The organism is Ruegeria sp. CDSC042, from assembly GCF_059610745.1.
Window position 1 is genome coordinate 131,030 of sequence record NZ_JBXWOF010000006.1, and the last position, 13,204, is coordinate 144,233.

14 protein-coding genes are annotated in these 13,204 nt (G+C 55.6%); 5 read left to right on the forward strand and 9 right to left on the reverse strand.

What is annotated here, in order from left to right; translation table 11 throughout:
- Positions 1-5 precede the first annotated feature (5 nt).
- Both AC2FHX_RS13755 and AC2FHX_RS13760 read left to right on the forward strand, forming a co-directional pair.
- Positions 6-416, forward strand: a complete 411-nt coding sequence (locus AC2FHX_RS13755; RefSeq protein ID WP_496702232.1) for a RidA family protein — start codon at positions 6-8, stop codon at positions 414-416.
- Between the two features lie 92 nt (positions 417-508).
- Positions 509-1,441 (forward strand): AEC family transporter, encoded by a 933-nt coding sequence (locus AC2FHX_RS13760; RefSeq protein WP_496702230.1) that lies wholly within the window; start codon positions 509-511, stop codon positions 1,439-1,441.
- 22 nt (positions 1,442-1,463) lie between these two features.
- Here AC2FHX_RS13760 and AC2FHX_RS13765 read toward each other — a convergent pair whose 3' ends face one another.
- The 7 genes from AC2FHX_RS13765 to AC2FHX_RS13795 are packed head-to-tail and all read right to left on the reverse strand — an operon-like array spanning position 1,464 to position 9,089.
- Positions 1,464-2,762 carry an amidase gene (locus AC2FHX_RS13765; RefSeq protein WP_496702228.1) on the reverse strand — a complete coding sequence of 433 codons (1,299 nt, stop codon included), beginning with the start codon at positions 2,760-2,762 and terminating at the stop codon, positions 1,464-1,466.
- On the reverse strand, positions 2,759-3,949 hold the full coding sequence (locus AC2FHX_RS13770) for a YlbE family protein (RefSeq protein WP_496702226.1): 1,191 nt from the start codon (positions 3,947-3,949) through the stop codon (positions 2,759-2,761). Before AC2FHX_RS13770 ends, AC2FHX_RS13765 begins: the two co-directional genes overlap by 4 nt.
- Positions 3,949-4,575 (reverse strand): hypothetical protein, encoded by a 627-nt coding sequence (locus tag AC2FHX_RS13775; protein WP_496698248.1) that lies wholly within the window; start codon positions 4,573-4,575, stop codon positions 3,949-3,951. Before AC2FHX_RS13775 ends, AC2FHX_RS13770 begins: the two co-directional genes overlap by 1 nt.
- The gene (locus AC2FHX_RS13780) at positions 4,575-5,207 is read right to left on the reverse strand and encodes a hypothetical protein (protein ID WP_496702224.1); all 633 of its coding nucleotides are present in this window, start codon (positions 5,205-5,207) and stop codon (positions 4,575-4,577) included. Before AC2FHX_RS13780 ends, AC2FHX_RS13775 begins: the two co-directional genes overlap by 1 nt.
- On the reverse strand, positions 5,204-6,574 hold the full coding sequence (locus AC2FHX_RS13785; RefSeq protein WP_496702223.1) for a Rieske 2Fe-2S domain-containing protein: 1,371 nt from the start codon (positions 6,572-6,574) through the stop codon (positions 5,204-5,206). The genes AC2FHX_RS13780 and AC2FHX_RS13785 overlap by 4 nt, the downstream gene beginning before the upstream one ends.
- Positions 6,575-6,605: 31 nt before the next feature.
- Complete coding sequence (locus AC2FHX_RS13790) at positions 6,606-8,066, reverse strand: aldehyde dehydrogenase (protein WP_496702221.1); 1,461 nt, start codon at positions 8,064-8,066, stop codon at positions 6,606-6,608.
- Entirely contained in the window at positions 8,067-9,089 is a 1,023-nt protein-coding gene (locus AC2FHX_RS13795) for a succinylglutamate desuccinylase/aspartoacylase family protein (protein WP_496702219.1), read from the reverse strand.
- Between the two features lie 131 nt (positions 9,090-9,220).
- Here AC2FHX_RS13795 and AC2FHX_RS13800 point away from each other — a divergent pair, with 131 nt between their 5' ends.
- Genes AC2FHX_RS13800 through AC2FHX_RS13810 form a run of 3 tightly spaced genes read left to right on the forward strand, consistent with a single transcriptional unit; the run spans position 9,221 to position 11,432 of the window.
- A complete protein-coding gene (locus AC2FHX_RS13800; protein ID WP_496702217.1) occupies positions 9,221-10,315 on the forward strand; it encodes a pyridoxal phosphate-dependent aminotransferase in 1,095 nt (364 codons plus the stop codon).
- On the forward strand, positions 10,315-10,863 hold the full coding sequence (locus AC2FHX_RS13805) for a decarboxylase (RefSeq protein WP_496702215.1): 549 nt from the start codon (positions 10,315-10,317) through the stop codon (positions 10,861-10,863). Before AC2FHX_RS13800 ends, AC2FHX_RS13805 begins: the two co-directional genes overlap by 1 nt.
- The gene (locus AC2FHX_RS13810; RefSeq protein WP_496702214.1) at positions 10,860-11,432 is read left to right on the forward strand and encodes a thiamine pyrophosphate-dependent enzyme; all 573 of its coding nucleotides are present in this window, start codon (positions 10,860-10,862) and stop codon (positions 11,430-11,432) included. Before AC2FHX_RS13805 ends, AC2FHX_RS13810 begins: the two co-directional genes overlap by 4 nt.
- On the opposite strand, the gene AC2FHX_RS13815 is transcribed toward AC2FHX_RS13810, so the two are convergent.
- Together AC2FHX_RS13815 and AC2FHX_RS13820 are read right to left on the reverse strand one after the other, a co-directional pair.
- The gene (locus AC2FHX_RS13815; protein WP_496691505.1) at positions 11,419-12,309 is read right to left on the reverse strand and encodes a LysR substrate-binding domain-containing protein; all 891 of its coding nucleotides are present in this window, start codon (positions 12,307-12,309) and stop codon (positions 11,419-11,421) included. The genes AC2FHX_RS13810 and AC2FHX_RS13815 overlap by 14 nt on opposite strands.
- A gap of 141 nt (positions 12,310-12,450) precedes the next feature.
- Positions 12,451-13,029: a helix-turn-helix domain-containing protein gene (locus AC2FHX_RS13820; protein ID WP_496691506.1), complete on the reverse strand. Its 579-nt coding sequence runs from the start codon at positions 13,027-13,029 to the stop codon at positions 12,451-12,453.
- Positions 13,030-13,204 lie beyond the last annotated feature (175 nt).

A 13,204-nucleotide genomic window follows, 5' to 3' on the forward strand; every position in this document is an offset into this window, starting at 1 on the left:
ATGTCATGACCCGCACACATATCCACAAGTACCAGACCCGCTATCACGCGCAGGCGACCTATTCCAAAGCGATCCGGGCCCGAGGTGATTTTGTGTTCATGCAGGGACAGGTTGGTACTCTGCTGGACGGAACATTGATTGGTGAAGGCGATCCGGGCGTACAGGCAGATCAGGCCTGCCGCAACATCCAGCGCTGGATGGAAGAAGCCGGGGGCAGTTTGGCGGATGTCTGCAAACTTACCGTCTATGTCACCGACATCTCCTATCGCCCCGCCGTTTATGAGGCGATCAATCGCTGGTTTGACGGCGTGCACCACTGTTCGACCGGTGTTGTCGTGCAGGGATTGGCTGATCCATCGTTATTGGTCGAAATCGATGCAATGGGCGTCATCGACGACGAGTCCGAAGCATCCTGATGACCGAGGTACAATTTCGGCGTCGAATGACATTGATCTTCACTCTTTGAAAGTGTCGGGTTGGGTGTGTTCATTTTTGCCCACGGATCGCCATGCTGACGACACTGACTTCCATCCTGCCGATCTTTCTGATCATCGCTTTGGGCTTGGCTCTTCGAAAGGGCGGCATCCCCAGCACCGATTTCTGGAACCTGAACGACAAGCTTGTCTATTGGGTACTGATGCCTTGTCTGCTGTTTACCAAAATCTCGCTGTCGCCACTCGATAAATCCGCGCTTGGCCTTTACTCGGTTACCATTCTGGGCGGGTTTGTTGCGGCGCTGATCTTTGCCTTCATAAGCGCGCGCCTTTTTGGGTTCGCGGCGCCGCAAGGTACGTCGATACTACAGGGAAGCGCCCGGCATAACTCATTCATCGGGCTGGCGCTGGCGGCAAATCTTTTTGATCCCACAGGATTAGATATCGCTATTCTTGCGACTGCGATACTGGTGCCGACCACCAATATCGTAATGGTGGTCATGCTGGTCGGTGCACTGCAACGCGACAATGCCACCAGTTTGCCTGTAGCAATCCTGCGCGAGCTTGCCCGCAATCCTTATGTTATTTCGATATTGCTTGCGTTCGGCGCCAACCAGCTGATCGGTGACCGGATCCCGGTTTTACATGATGTAGCAGACGTTTTAGGGGCCGGGGCTTTACCGATTACCTTGTTGGCCGTAGGCGCAAATTTGAGAGTGCGCGCTATGGCCGCCAGTGTGTTACCGCTGATCCTTGCGTTCTTAGGCAAGATGGTGGTCTTCCCCATAGCGGTACTGGTGGTCGGGTTGGCGGTTGGATTGCCCCGGGACGTGCTGCAAATTGCTGTCGTTTATTCTGTGGTGCCAACTGGTGCATCCTCGTACACGCTGTCAAAGCAACTGGGTGGCGATGCCCCTTTGATGGCAGCGATTGTCACATTGCAAACCCTGATCGCCGCAGTGAGCATCCCTCTGTCTTTGGCAATACTGCTGCCGCTGGTCGGTTGATACAGCATCCGGAGAGCGGGATTTATGCTGCTCGGCAGGATACCTGCAGAATCCCGTGCACCCATTGGGCGATGTCCAGCAATCGCTTATCTGCTCCGTACGGGCCGATCAGTTGTATACCAAGCGGTAGCCCAGAGTGATCCGCACCAAAGGGCAGGGCGATTGAGGGCACCTGAAGCAGAGTCCACATCCGCGAGAACACCGGGTCACCTGTCGCGCCAAGCCCTGCCGGTGCCGGACCAGGAGCTGAGGGAACCAACAACGCATCCACGTCGCGGAACATTTGATCCAGCATGGTTGATGCACGGTTACGGGTCTCAACCGCAGTAAGATATTCGTCTTCTGTAACCAGCAGCCCATCGGCTATCAAATCGTGGAATTGCTGGCTGATACCGGGGACGCCAATTTGGTACTCTGTTTTGCGAAGGCGGGCTGCCTCGTACCCCATGACGGTTATTTGCGCCTGTGTAAGCCGGGAAAATATCGGCGGGTGCGTGATTTCACCTGTTTCCGCACCGGTCGCGGCAATGGCTGCCAGCGCACGTGTGCAGGTGTCGCGCATCTCTATCGATCCGTCCGCCCAATGGGGACCACGCATCAGGCTGACCCGGGGCAACGCAACGTCGTATTCAGGTGGCGGTGTCAGTTTTGCTCCACGCAAAACGGCATCTGCCAACGCCAGATCACGCGGATCTCTTGCCAGAACTCCCAGCGTGTCAAGGCTGCCTGACAAGCCCATAACCCCGCTCAGATCATAGTTACCGGTGGTCGGTTTGAGGCCGCAGATACCGCAATAAGCGGCCGGCCGGATCAAAGAGGCAGCTGTCTGCGAGCCAAATGCGAGCGGTGCCATGAAGTCGGCGACCGCAGCGGCAGACCCGGAGGAAGAGCCGCCGGGGGTATGTCCAGGACTTGCCGGATTTGCAGTATTGCCCGGTCGAAAATAGGCAAACTCGGTTGTGACCGTCTTGCCAATTGGGATCGCCCCTGCGATCAGAAAAGCCTGGACGCATGTCGCGTTTTTGTCTGGTTGTCGATCGGAATAAAGATCGCTGCCCCAACCTGTTGGCAAGGCTTCTGTGTCGATAATGTCTTTGATAACAAAAGGTACGCCATGGAGCGGCCCACCGATTGGAAGTGTATCGGCAGCGTGAGCAAGCTCCATGGCGTGATCCGCATCGAGGTACTGAAACGCCCCGATCGCAGGCTCCCGTTGCGAAATTCGGTCCAGATGTGCCGCCATCACCTGAGACGGTTTGACTTCACCCTTGCGGATCAACCGGGCCAATTCATGCGCGCTGAACCTGTTTAACTCCGTCATTTCTCCAACATTTCCATGGCCACAGCGAAGGGGGTGACCGGCATGTCATAAATACCCCCTCCCAGCCGGCCAGCTTCGCCAAGCTTGTCGAGGATACCCAGACCAATTACCGGCCCCGACCCTTCGGCCACCGCGCCACGTGCCGTGCTGCCTAGTTGAATATCTAGTGTTCGAAAATAAGGATGTGTCCCTACGGATAGGCCGGAACTGCGTGCTTGAGCGTTGTCGGGGAGAAAGGCACCCAGACCCTTTTTCTGATCTGGGCTCAATTCGATGGCCATGGCGCCGAGTCCGAAAGCCTCAATTACGGCGCTGTCACCGATTGCTCCCAATGCCCTGTCCTGGGGCACATCGACTTCGAATTTCCCTTTTGGTGGATCGGCTTGAATTGTAAACCATTGGCCGGGTAAGCCCGAAATCTGGATACCAACCTCGCGCCCGTTGCCACCGGCAGCAGTGACAAAACTTGAACCTTCGACACCTTCGGCCAACTTCATCATGCATTTTGTGGCTGCCATCCAAAGATTGAGGAACAGCGACGGCGAGCTGGCCATGAAGGCCAGCGCTTCTTCGTCTTTGATCCCGCCAATGGTACGATCTTTCAGTTCGGCGACAAGCGCGTCTGTTGCAACGGGTGTTCGTCCATGGCAGTCGTCCCCCCCCACCAGGCCAGTCACGGCCAGCGGCACAAGTGCGATACCTTCGGCGAGCCCATTGTCCAACACATCCACAAATCGGGTGTTGAGCCAGCGGATGTGCTCCAACACTGCCTTGGATCGTTGACCCAGCCGCATCGCTGGGCGGCTGCCCGCATTGATCGGTGTGAACACACGTTGCTGCCCGCGCCAGGCATCATAAATTGTGTGTAGCGGCATGTCTGCCGAGACAACAGCGGCCAGAGGAGTGACAAGATCGTGATCCTGAGCGGGTTTCAACTCGATTTCACCATTTAGGATCATCGCCTCGGCCTGGTCGAAATCCCGAGCAAGCCCCTGCCAGACTGCGGCGACGCAAGCTGAATTAAGGATCGGGGCCGTGATTAGATTGGGATCGGCAAAGGCGGGCCCTGCATGAAGCAGTGTGTTTTCCGCAAGCCCCAACGCGTCGGCGGCCGTGTTGAACCGGTTCCAGACCGGCTGTGTTACCATTGCCCTGTCAAATGCGAGTTGATCCGCAGGATGCAGCATCAAGGATCCTCCGGCGGGGTGATCCATGTCTCCGAGAAATATAGGAACGCGGTGGTCGTTTCGTAGCCGGCCTGTACCCTTGTTCCCAGCTTACCTGGCAGCCATTTGCCATTGACAATAATCTGTGCCGAATGCGCCGGCACGAGTAGCGAAAACATATTCTGTTCGCCCGAGGCAACCTCATGCGGCGACAGTTCCAGCGCCCGTGGCGGTTGGAGCCCCTCCCAGACGAGTTCGACGGTCAGGCTCTCACCTACTATTGTCTCGGTATAACGGTGGCTCATCGGATCGCCGGAGGTTCGCACAGCTTGTGCGCCGATTTCAGGCATGGTGGCAAATGCTGGTGCATCGGCAAATGCAGCCAGTTTGCTGATGAAGTTCTTTTTCAGGAATGTGGTTAGATCTGGATTGTCGCTGAGGATCACATTTGGAGCCTCTGGCGGTCCTTCAACCTGATCAGGTGTCCCATAAAGCAGCAATACCTGACCCTGTCCGACCGGCGACCAGGCAACGCGAAAGAACAAAGCCATCGCTGTGAAATCGCCATTGTCGTCTTTTAGCAGAATGCCCGGGTTTTCACCTGTCCAATCTACGGTGCCCGGTGTGACCGGCTCGTTCAATGGCATCACAGATCCTCCTGTGGCGTTACCCAGGTTTCCGAAAAGGCTAGAAAAGCCGTGCTCATGGTTCGGCCAAAGAACTGTCGATCGGCAACGACGCCAGGCAGGGGCGTACCGTTGATCACGACCTGTGCGGATTTTGCTTCCAGAAACACCGAATACATTTCATGCTCTTTGGTGGCCGAGTTTTCCTTGGTCACCTCGACCGGCAAAGGTGCACCCATGTCGTGCCAGATCATTTCGACCGTGACGCCTGATCCACGTAATGTTTCTGAGTAACGTGCCTTCAAATTGCCAGGACGCTTTTCGACACTGTCGCAGTCGAGCCATGTCATCGCCTCTAGACCCGCTTTGCCGACGAAGGTCGGCATTTTGGCCACCCAGCCATCCACGATCCAACGCATCAAACGCTGGTTGTCGGTCATGATCAGATTTGGAACATGTGGCCAACCTTGCGCCCGATCCGGTGCACCTAAGATGATTGCCGCGTGACCGCGACCATAAGGCGAGAGCACAACGCGGAAAAACAGTGCCAGAGTATCATACTGTTCCTTATCAGCGTTCTGCTTGAGGTAAATGCCCGGGTTTTCACCTGACCAGTCAACCCGGCCAGGGTTGTGAGGGATACGCGTGGTCATGACCAACTTGCCTCGTATGTTTTTAGTGCCTCAATGATGAAGGCTTTGCGATCATCGCCCTGCAAGTGATCGCCGGACATGTAAATCTCGGCCACCCGATGCGAGATCTCCTTGAGAACTGCACCATCGTCGCGCCCCTCCTGCACGGGAATTCTCAGCATCGTATCACCGGCGTAGGTTGGGATGATCTGTCCGGAGAAATTGTCAGACGGTTGTGCCGGACGTTCTCCGTTTTGCAGCGCGCGGATGGCATTTCGCAGCAGCCGGCGCGCCTTGGCCACCCCCCGGTCGGAAAAGCTGAGATTTTCGCGTGAATGGATATTTTTGGGCCCCTGACTAACCCAGGCATCATAGTCGCCAGGGTCGCGTTGCCGCATTTCATATGGGCGATCGGGATCCTGCCCATAGAAGTCGGTCTTGCCAAAGCCCACTTTGCTTTTGTCAGTCAGGCCCTTCGGGTCATCGTTGGCATCATCGTTGCGGAAATGACGCCAGGCAATGACCATGGTGTTCGTGTCGTCAATGGGTGTGATCCAGCGCGACAACCCGCAACGCCCAAAGTAACGCGACCCGTTGGGCACCGGGAAATGCCCACCGTTCTGGGTAAATGACGGCAGCATATGATCATGAATACGGATCCAGACGATGTCATCTACACGCCGCACATTGGTGTAAAAATCACCAGTGGCACTGGCATGAAACTCAATCATCGGCATTTCGGCAAAGGCGTCGATGAATTGGCTGCGCACGGCCAGCGTATGAAGATAGACCACATGAAACGGATCCCAGGCGTTCTCCATGACCTGAAGCCAGTTGCAAGGGGATTTGATCAGGTAGGGCACCAGCTCGTCACCCTCATCATCGAAAGTGTCCATTACAGGGAAAGGAGGTTGGGCTTCGGGTGGACCCATATAGGCAAAGGCGAGCCCTTTGTATTCGATCACAGGATACGCCCCCAAACAGGCCTTTTTCTTGACTTGTGATGCGGGCGGTTCGCAGGGGGTCTCCAGAATGGTGCCGTCCAGCCCGTATTTCCAACCGTGATAAGAGCAGCGAATGCCGCCTTCCTCCACGATCCCGAACTCTAGGCTCATGTTGCGGTGGCAGCAATGCAAGTGAGTCAGCCCCAGCTTGCCTTCTTTCTTCTCGCGAAACAGTACAAGGTCTTCGCCCAGAATGCGTAAACGATAGGGCAGATCACCAACCTGATCTGTCATTGCCACCGGCATCCAGAACCGGCGCAGATATTCACCGCATGGGGTGCCTGGGCCAACCTCAGTCAGCTCCGGGTCAGGTTTCTGAGCCCAAACTGACTGCTTGTCATGGCCTCTAAAATCGCCTTTGGGGGCGTCGAAATGGTCATTCATGGCGTCCTCCGTACGTATTGGTGCTGACAGATCAGGGAAACGGATCCGGGACCGGTGCTGCGCCGGTCCAGACGGATTTGATCTGACAGAAATCCTTGATGGCGTCCGGGCCAAGTTCTCGCCCATATCCGGACAGCTTGACCCCGCCAATAGGGCTGGCGGGATCGACGCTGCGATAGTGATTGATGTAAACGGTGCCTGCTACGATAGCTTCGGCCACTCGCTCGCCTTTGGCGGGATCGGTGGTCCAGACACCGGCGGCCAACCCATAGTCGCTATCGTTGGACAGCGCGATGGCCTCGGCTTCTGTATCAAATGAGGTAACCGCCAGCACCGGCCCGAACACCTCTTCGCGCCAGAGCTGCATGTCGGGCGTCACATTGTCGAAAATGGTTGGGCCAACAAAAAACCCGTCTCGCCCAGCGGCAGCTTCAAGCCCGTCCAACAGGCAAACAGCCCCATCCGCCTTTGCCCGTGCAATCATTTCGGTCACTTTGCGCAGGTGCGGTTCATTGGCCAGCGGAGCAATCTGAGTCTCAAGCTCCATCGGATCACCAAGACGTAAGTCGCGCGCCCGTGACAGCAGTTTTGCCAACAAGTTTTCTTTCATGCTGGCTTCGACGATTAGACGTGACCCGGCGACACAGGTCTGTCCATTAGACAGAAAAATACCAGAGAGAATGCCGTTGACGGTGTTGTCCAGATCACAGTCTGCAAACACAACCTGCGGTGATTTTCCTCCTAACTCCAGCACTGTCGGGACCACACCCGCCGCCGCTGCTTCGGCGACTTTACATCCTCCGAGATCTGACCCGGTAAAGGTCACCTTGCGGGTCAATGGATGGCGAACGAGCGACTCGCCAACTTCATAGCCGAGCCCAGTCACTACATTAAGGACGCCAGGCGGTAACCCAGCCTCATGTACAAGCCGGGCAAATTCCAGCGTTGAGGCCGACGCCATTTCCGATGGTTTGACAACAACCGTGTTGCCCGCCGCCAGTGCCGGAGCCAGCTTCCACGCAAGGATCATCAAAGGAGAATTCCAAGGTGTTATCGCCACAACCACGCCATATGGGATGTAGTGGCCTACGCTGCTCACACCGAGGACTGTATTTGCCTGTTGTTCGGGCTGCATTTTGCGAGCTTGTGCTGCGAAATGCCGAAACCAGCTATGCAATCCGGCAAATTGCCCCCGTACTTCGGAGATCCGCTTGCCATTGTCGCGGATCTCGGGCTCGACCAGTTCCTGCCAGCGGGTCTCCAAAGTATCGGCAAGCTGATCCAGAACATGGGCCCTGTCATTTGGGCTGGTGTTGGCCCATGGGCCTTCCCGAAAGGCGCGATCGGCATTTCGTATGGCTTGATCGGCTGTTTCAGCGCCACATCGTGCGATCTTGCTCCATTCAGTGCCGGTGGCCGGGTTAACACTCGGCAATGTCTCTGCGGCCCAGGGTAGAAATGACCCGTTAATGAATGGCGTATAGGTCCGCATCTATGGCCCCTCGGGCAGAGGTTGCGCCACCAAGGTCAGCAAATCGCCCCGGCGCACCACACCGCGATTGCCATGGGCAAGAACAAGACCCGAAGCTGGAAGCCTCAGATCCAACGGTGCGCGATCCGGTTCGGCTGGAAAAAAGAGCGTGCCAGCAGATGCTCCAGCCTCGACATATTGTCCGGCGGAGCAGCGTCGATCAAACAGGCCATCGGCAGGGGCGTAGAGACTGTGCGTTGGGTCCGCGATTTCTACGCAGTGCGTCGGGACAGATTCCGAGGATCTGCTGGGTAGAACACCCAGATGACGCAGGCAACGCATCAGGCCAGCCTCAGCAAGATCGGTCACATCAGGGTCGACACCGCCGCCACCGCTCAGTTCCGCCGCGATCATAGGGATCTTGGCCCGAGCCGCGGCGGAGTTAACTGATCGGTTGTCGTTGTTCGCACCGAGTACCCAGATCAACGGCAACCCAAAGGCCCGAGCCAATTCCATATTGGCTGCAGTGAGCTGCGCATCGTCTGTGCGTGCAGCCAACGCGCAGGGTTCGAACACTGATGCCTTGCCTCCGGAATGCAGATCAATCACGGCATCTGCCCGCGGGATCATTTCAGTTTCAATAAAATGGGCAAGCATGGCGGTTGGGCCGCCGTCTGCATTTCCGGGGAATGCGCGGTTCAGGTTTTGACCATCTAGCGGCGAAACACGCGAAGAGGCGTGAACCGCCGGGGCGTTCAGAGCTGGGATCAGGATGACCTGTCCGGTCAATTTTAACGGATCAAGTTGCGCTGCAAGCCGAAGGATAGCTGCTGGACCTTCGAATTCATCACCATGAGTTCCCCCAAGCATCAACACGACAGGCCCCGGCTGTCCGCGGATGCTGATGACCGGAACGGGGTAATACCCAAGGGGCACAGCATTGTCGGACCATTTCAACATCAGATCACCGGTATTCCGTCCCGGTAAGTCAAGATCCGTTGTGAGATGAAGCCTGCTGTTCGAGGTCGCGTGGGGATCAGTCATGTGAGTCCTTAGGGTGGTATTCTGCACATCAATATCATAACATTTAAGAAAGTGAATTGCTAAAAATGACTAGTTATGTGATATGAAGGAAAATCACAACCCACCCCGCCTATTGGTGCAGGAGGACATGAATGACCGTTGCCCTCGCGAAAGCGGGAATTGACAGGATCAAACCCCATATGGTGAGCGAGGCGGCCAATATCGCGCCGCCCTCCGCAGTCCTGCTCAATTCAAACGAAAGTGCGTTTGGTCCCAGTCCGATTGCCCGAGACGCGGCACGGGCTGCCGCCAGCTCGATTGAACGTTATCTGGAAAATCCGGATCACATTCTTGCCCCGGCAATCGCGAGCCATTTCGGACTGGATGCGGCGCGCATCACAACAGGGCAGGGGTCCGACGACTTGCTGGCGCGGCTGGCGCGGGCATATCTTGGGCCCGGTACCGAATTGATCCGCAGTGCAAACGGCTATCTGAAGGTCCCGAACTACGCCTATGCCAACGATGCCGAGGTTGTGTCGGTTGCAGATGATCATTTCAAACCATCCGCTGACCGTATGATCAATGCGTTGACTGATCGGACGCGGGTGGTTTATCTGGCCAACCCCGAAAACCCGGCAGGTACTTACCTGAGCGGAACCGAAGTTCGCCGCCTGCATGCTGCACTGCCGGACAACGTCTTGTTGATCATCGATGCAGCTTATGAAGAATACGTCGACGCGCCGGATTATGAACCCGCCCATATTTTGGTCGAACAGGCGAAAAATGTCGTCATCTGCAGGACGTTCTCCAAGATTTACGGATTGGCCGGCGCGCGCGTGGGCTGGATGTACGGGCCCGATGACATCATCGATGCTGTTCGTCGGGTCGGTTTGACTTTTCCAGTGGCGTCGTCCTCTGCTGCAGCTGCGATTGCGGCATTGGAAGATGAGGCGCACACACGCTATGTCCACGATGCGAACCGTAGGGGCCGGGACTGGATCAGCGCTGAGCTGCAGGCACTTGGGTTGGGCGTAATACCCAGTCAGGCAAATTTTGTTCTGGTTCATTTTCCCGATATGCAAAAATCCGCAGAAGCGGCCACAAGCGCGCTTTTGCAGGAAGGGGTCGCGGTGCGGCGGTTCGCCTCGTCCGTCTACGGGGACTATTTGCGCATAACTGTCGGACATATGCGCGATCTGAGGATTGCGCGGGACGGTATTGCAAGATTTCTAGGCGGAGGCGCGTGATGGTCGCTTCGTCTAGGGCGGCGGCGGATGTGCCAAAGGTGGCGCATCCTTCTGGTGCAGCAATTCTGGCACAAATTAAGGCGGCGCATGTGCGTGAAATTGTGGCCCTGCCTGATATTGTTACCAGTGATGGGTTGCTATGGCCAATTTCTCGGGATCCGGAATTTCGGCTGACCCGCATCTGCAAGGAAGATGAGGGTGTCAGTATCTGTGGGGCCATGTCCTATAACGGAACCCGTGCGCTTTTGATGATGCAGCAAACAGGATTGATGGATTCTCTCAATGCAATCCGGGCTATCGGGGTGGATTACGAACTACCGGTTGTGATGATGGTGGGTCTGCAAGGAAAAGAGCCGCATATACACCCAGATTACTCGGCCTCTTACGGAGTCAGGATCGTCCGTCCGGTGCTGGATGCAATGGAACTGTCGCATTCGCTGATCGAAGAACCCGGAGATGAGGCGCATATCTGCCAGGCCGTTGAGGCCGCCTATACATCGTCAAAGCCCCATATTTTCCTGATCGGGCGCCCCCCGGAGACACCATGACAATGCACCGAGATGCGGCGCTCGAGGCGCTGATCCCACATGTTCGCGACGACGATATTGTGGTCGCAGTCTATCAAAGCTGTTTCGACTGGCTGGCGCTGAACCCACGTGAACTGAACTATGTCGCAGTCGGGGCGATGGGGCAGGCCTCATCTCACGGATTGGGGCTGGCGTTGGCCAATCCAGATCGGCGCGTGATTGTTCTGGATGGTGATGGCAGTCTGTTGATGAACCTCGGGACATTGGTCACAATTGCCAGTGCCGGGGCAAGAAACCTGTATCACTTTCTATCTTTCAACAGGGTGTACGAAGTGAACGGAGCGCATCCTCTGCCTGGGGCGGACATGGTAGATTTCGCTGCTATGGCCTGGGCTGCAGGGTACGCGGGTGTGCAACGTTTCACGGATATCGACCGGTTTGCCGAAGCGGCACCACAGGTATTATCTTTGTCCGGCCCGCAGTTCATTTCGATGGAGGTAAAGGCAGGCGCGTCCTATCCCCACGACTATGCCTATATCCACAGCGCGCAGGCGCGATCCACTTTTCGGGCGGCTCTCAATCGGCGTTGAGATCTGATTGGACGATGTTCAGAAAAGACTTTCCAACGGCAGATAGGGTCTTGTTCTTTGACCAAAATAGAACAGCCCGGAAGTTTAACGGCGCGGCAAATGGTATAGCCACGCAACCTGGAATGGTCTTGAGGTAGTCCAGACTGGCGCCGACGACAGAAACTCCCAAACCACGTGAAACCAGCCTGCAGATAGAGTCGGTTGTGCGCGTCTCATACTGCATGCGCCGTGCAATCCCTTTTGCTTCGAAAAATTGGTCGATTTCATAGCGAAAGCGAGAGGAAGGCATATAGGAAATAAAACTTTCATCTGCCAGATCCCTCGCCTGGGCAAGAGCATTGTCGGCCAAGGCGTGATCCACCGAAACCACGCAGCACACATCACTGTCTTTGATCACAAGGCTTTCAAATGACGGATTTGCCGGTTGGGTTGTCGTGATGCCAAAGTCATAATTCTGGGACACCATCCATTCGACTGCATCATCGCTGGGGGCAATTTCCATTCGGGCCATCGCATGTGGGCAAGTGGCAGCAAATTTCCCTATCAGGTCCGGCGCGAGTTGCGAAGAAACGCCAGGCGTAATCACAAGGTTGAGGCGCGCGTGGCCAAACTTCCCAATAGCTGTGGCAGAATCCTTAATATGTTCCATACCGCTAACGGCTTGACGCACTTCTTCAACCAGTAATCTGGCCTCGTCTGTGGGTATCAGCACACGGCCGACACGCTGAAAAAGTGGAAACCCAACTTCTTCTTCGAAATCAGAGATCAGCCGGCTGACTGCAGGTTGAGAAATACCCAACATCGCTGCGGCCTCGGTCACAGTCCCGGTCGAGACCACCGTTCGAAACGCGTCAACTTGTCGGAATGTGATGTTCATTTGGCCTCAGTGGTTTTTGCCTTGTCATTTAGGGTGTCAGATTCGACCCATAAGATATGGTTATTCGAAATTCAAAAATCTGGCCAGCATGCGATATCACTTAGTTGGCGCCAAATTGGGTTGTGTATCTGGATTGCCCTACTATTGCTGACGAGTAGAGACGGCAATGAATTCGATCTTTTGCGAGTGGATTTTACGGAAACCATGCGGAAGCTTGGCATCAAAACTCAACGTATCTCCCGCTGACATATCAAAATCTTCGCTGCCGCAACGATAGATTGCCTGGCCCTCGATTATGTAGATGAAGACATAGCCTTCATGCTGATAGCCGGGCAAATTGTCTGATTGTTCTTTTGAAATACTGATCCGCGCCGACTGGAACGTCCCTTGGGGTGCACTGTGCTTGCCCAACAGAAGGTAGTTATGCGTGTGCCCCTGAGTGATACGCCGCGCCTGGAGACCATCCCCGGCACGCGCGTGATGCACATCTGCTGCCGCATCTGAGCGTGCAAACAATGCCACCAATGGCACATCAAGGGCATCCGCCAGTGATTGCAGCATCGCAAGCGAAGGTGAGACATTACCATTCTCTATACGACTGATCATCGCAGTGGACACCTGTGCCCGAGTAGCCAGGTCACCCAACTTAAGTTCACGCTCTTGGCGTAACCGTTGCAGTGTCTGACCTATTTCACTTTCAGTGCAGTTTTTCTTTTCCACTATTTTTGCTGCCGATCATGGAATTCAGGATATGGATACAGCGCATCCGGGATGTCAACATCAGTGCCCTAATTCGAAAATGCGTCAAGGCTCGAGTATTCAGAACACTTTTTGGATTCCCGATACCAGCAGATTGTTCAGCTGACTGGTCATTGTATTTGGGGCTTGGTCAGGT

Excerpts from the sequence above, each read along its gene's own strand:
- AC2FHX_RS13805 (WP_496702215.1), top strand. The coding sequence starts at position 10,315 with ATGGTCGCTTCGTCTAGGGCGGCGGCGGATGTGCCAAAGGTGGCGCAT.
- AC2FHX_RS13765 (WP_496702228.1), bottom strand. The coding sequence starts at position 2,762 with ATGACGGAGTTAAACAGGTTCAGCGCGCATGAATTGGCCCGGTTGATC.
- AC2FHX_RS13760 (WP_496702230.1), top strand. The coding sequence starts at position 509 with ATGCTGACGACACTGACTTCCATCCTGCCGATCTTTCTGATCATCGCT.
- AC2FHX_RS13780 (WP_496702224.1), bottom strand. The coding sequence starts at position 5,207 with ATGACCACGCGTATCCCTCACAACCCTGGCCGGGTTGACTGGTCAGGT.
- AC2FHX_RS13810 (WP_496702214.1), top strand. The coding sequence starts at position 10,860 with ATGACAATGCACCGAGATGCGGCGCTCGAGGCGCTGATCCCACATGTT.
- AC2FHX_RS13775 (WP_496698248.1), bottom strand. The coding sequence starts at position 4,575 with ATGCCATTGAACGAGCCGGTCACACCGGGCACCGTAGATTGGACAGGT.
- AC2FHX_RS13785 (WP_496702223.1), bottom strand. The coding sequence starts at position 6,574 with ATGAATGACCATTTCGACGCCCCCAAAGGCGATTTTAGAGGCCATGAC.
- AC2FHX_RS13795 (WP_496702219.1), bottom strand. The coding sequence starts at position 9,089 with ATGACTGATCCCCACGCGACCTCGAACAGCAGGCTTCATCTCACAACG.
- AC2FHX_RS13815 (WP_496691505.1), bottom strand. The coding sequence starts at position 12,309 with ATGAACATCACATTCCGACAAGTTGACGCGTTTCGAACGGTGGTCTCG.
- AC2FHX_RS13755 (WP_496702232.1), top strand. The coding sequence starts at position 6 with ATGACCCGCACACATATCCACAAGTACCAGACCCGCTATCACGCGCAG.
- AC2FHX_RS13770 (WP_496702226.1), bottom strand. The coding sequence starts at position 3,949 with ATGCTGCATCCTGCGGATCAACTCGCATTTGACAGGGCAATGGTAACA.
- AC2FHX_RS13790 (WP_496702221.1), bottom strand. The coding sequence starts at position 8,066 with ATGCGGACCTATACGCCATTCATTAACGGGTCATTTCTACCCTGGGCC.
- AC2FHX_RS13800 (WP_496702217.1), top strand. The coding sequence starts at position 9,221 with ATGACCGTTGCCCTCGCGAAAGCGGGAATTGACAGGATCAAACCCCAT.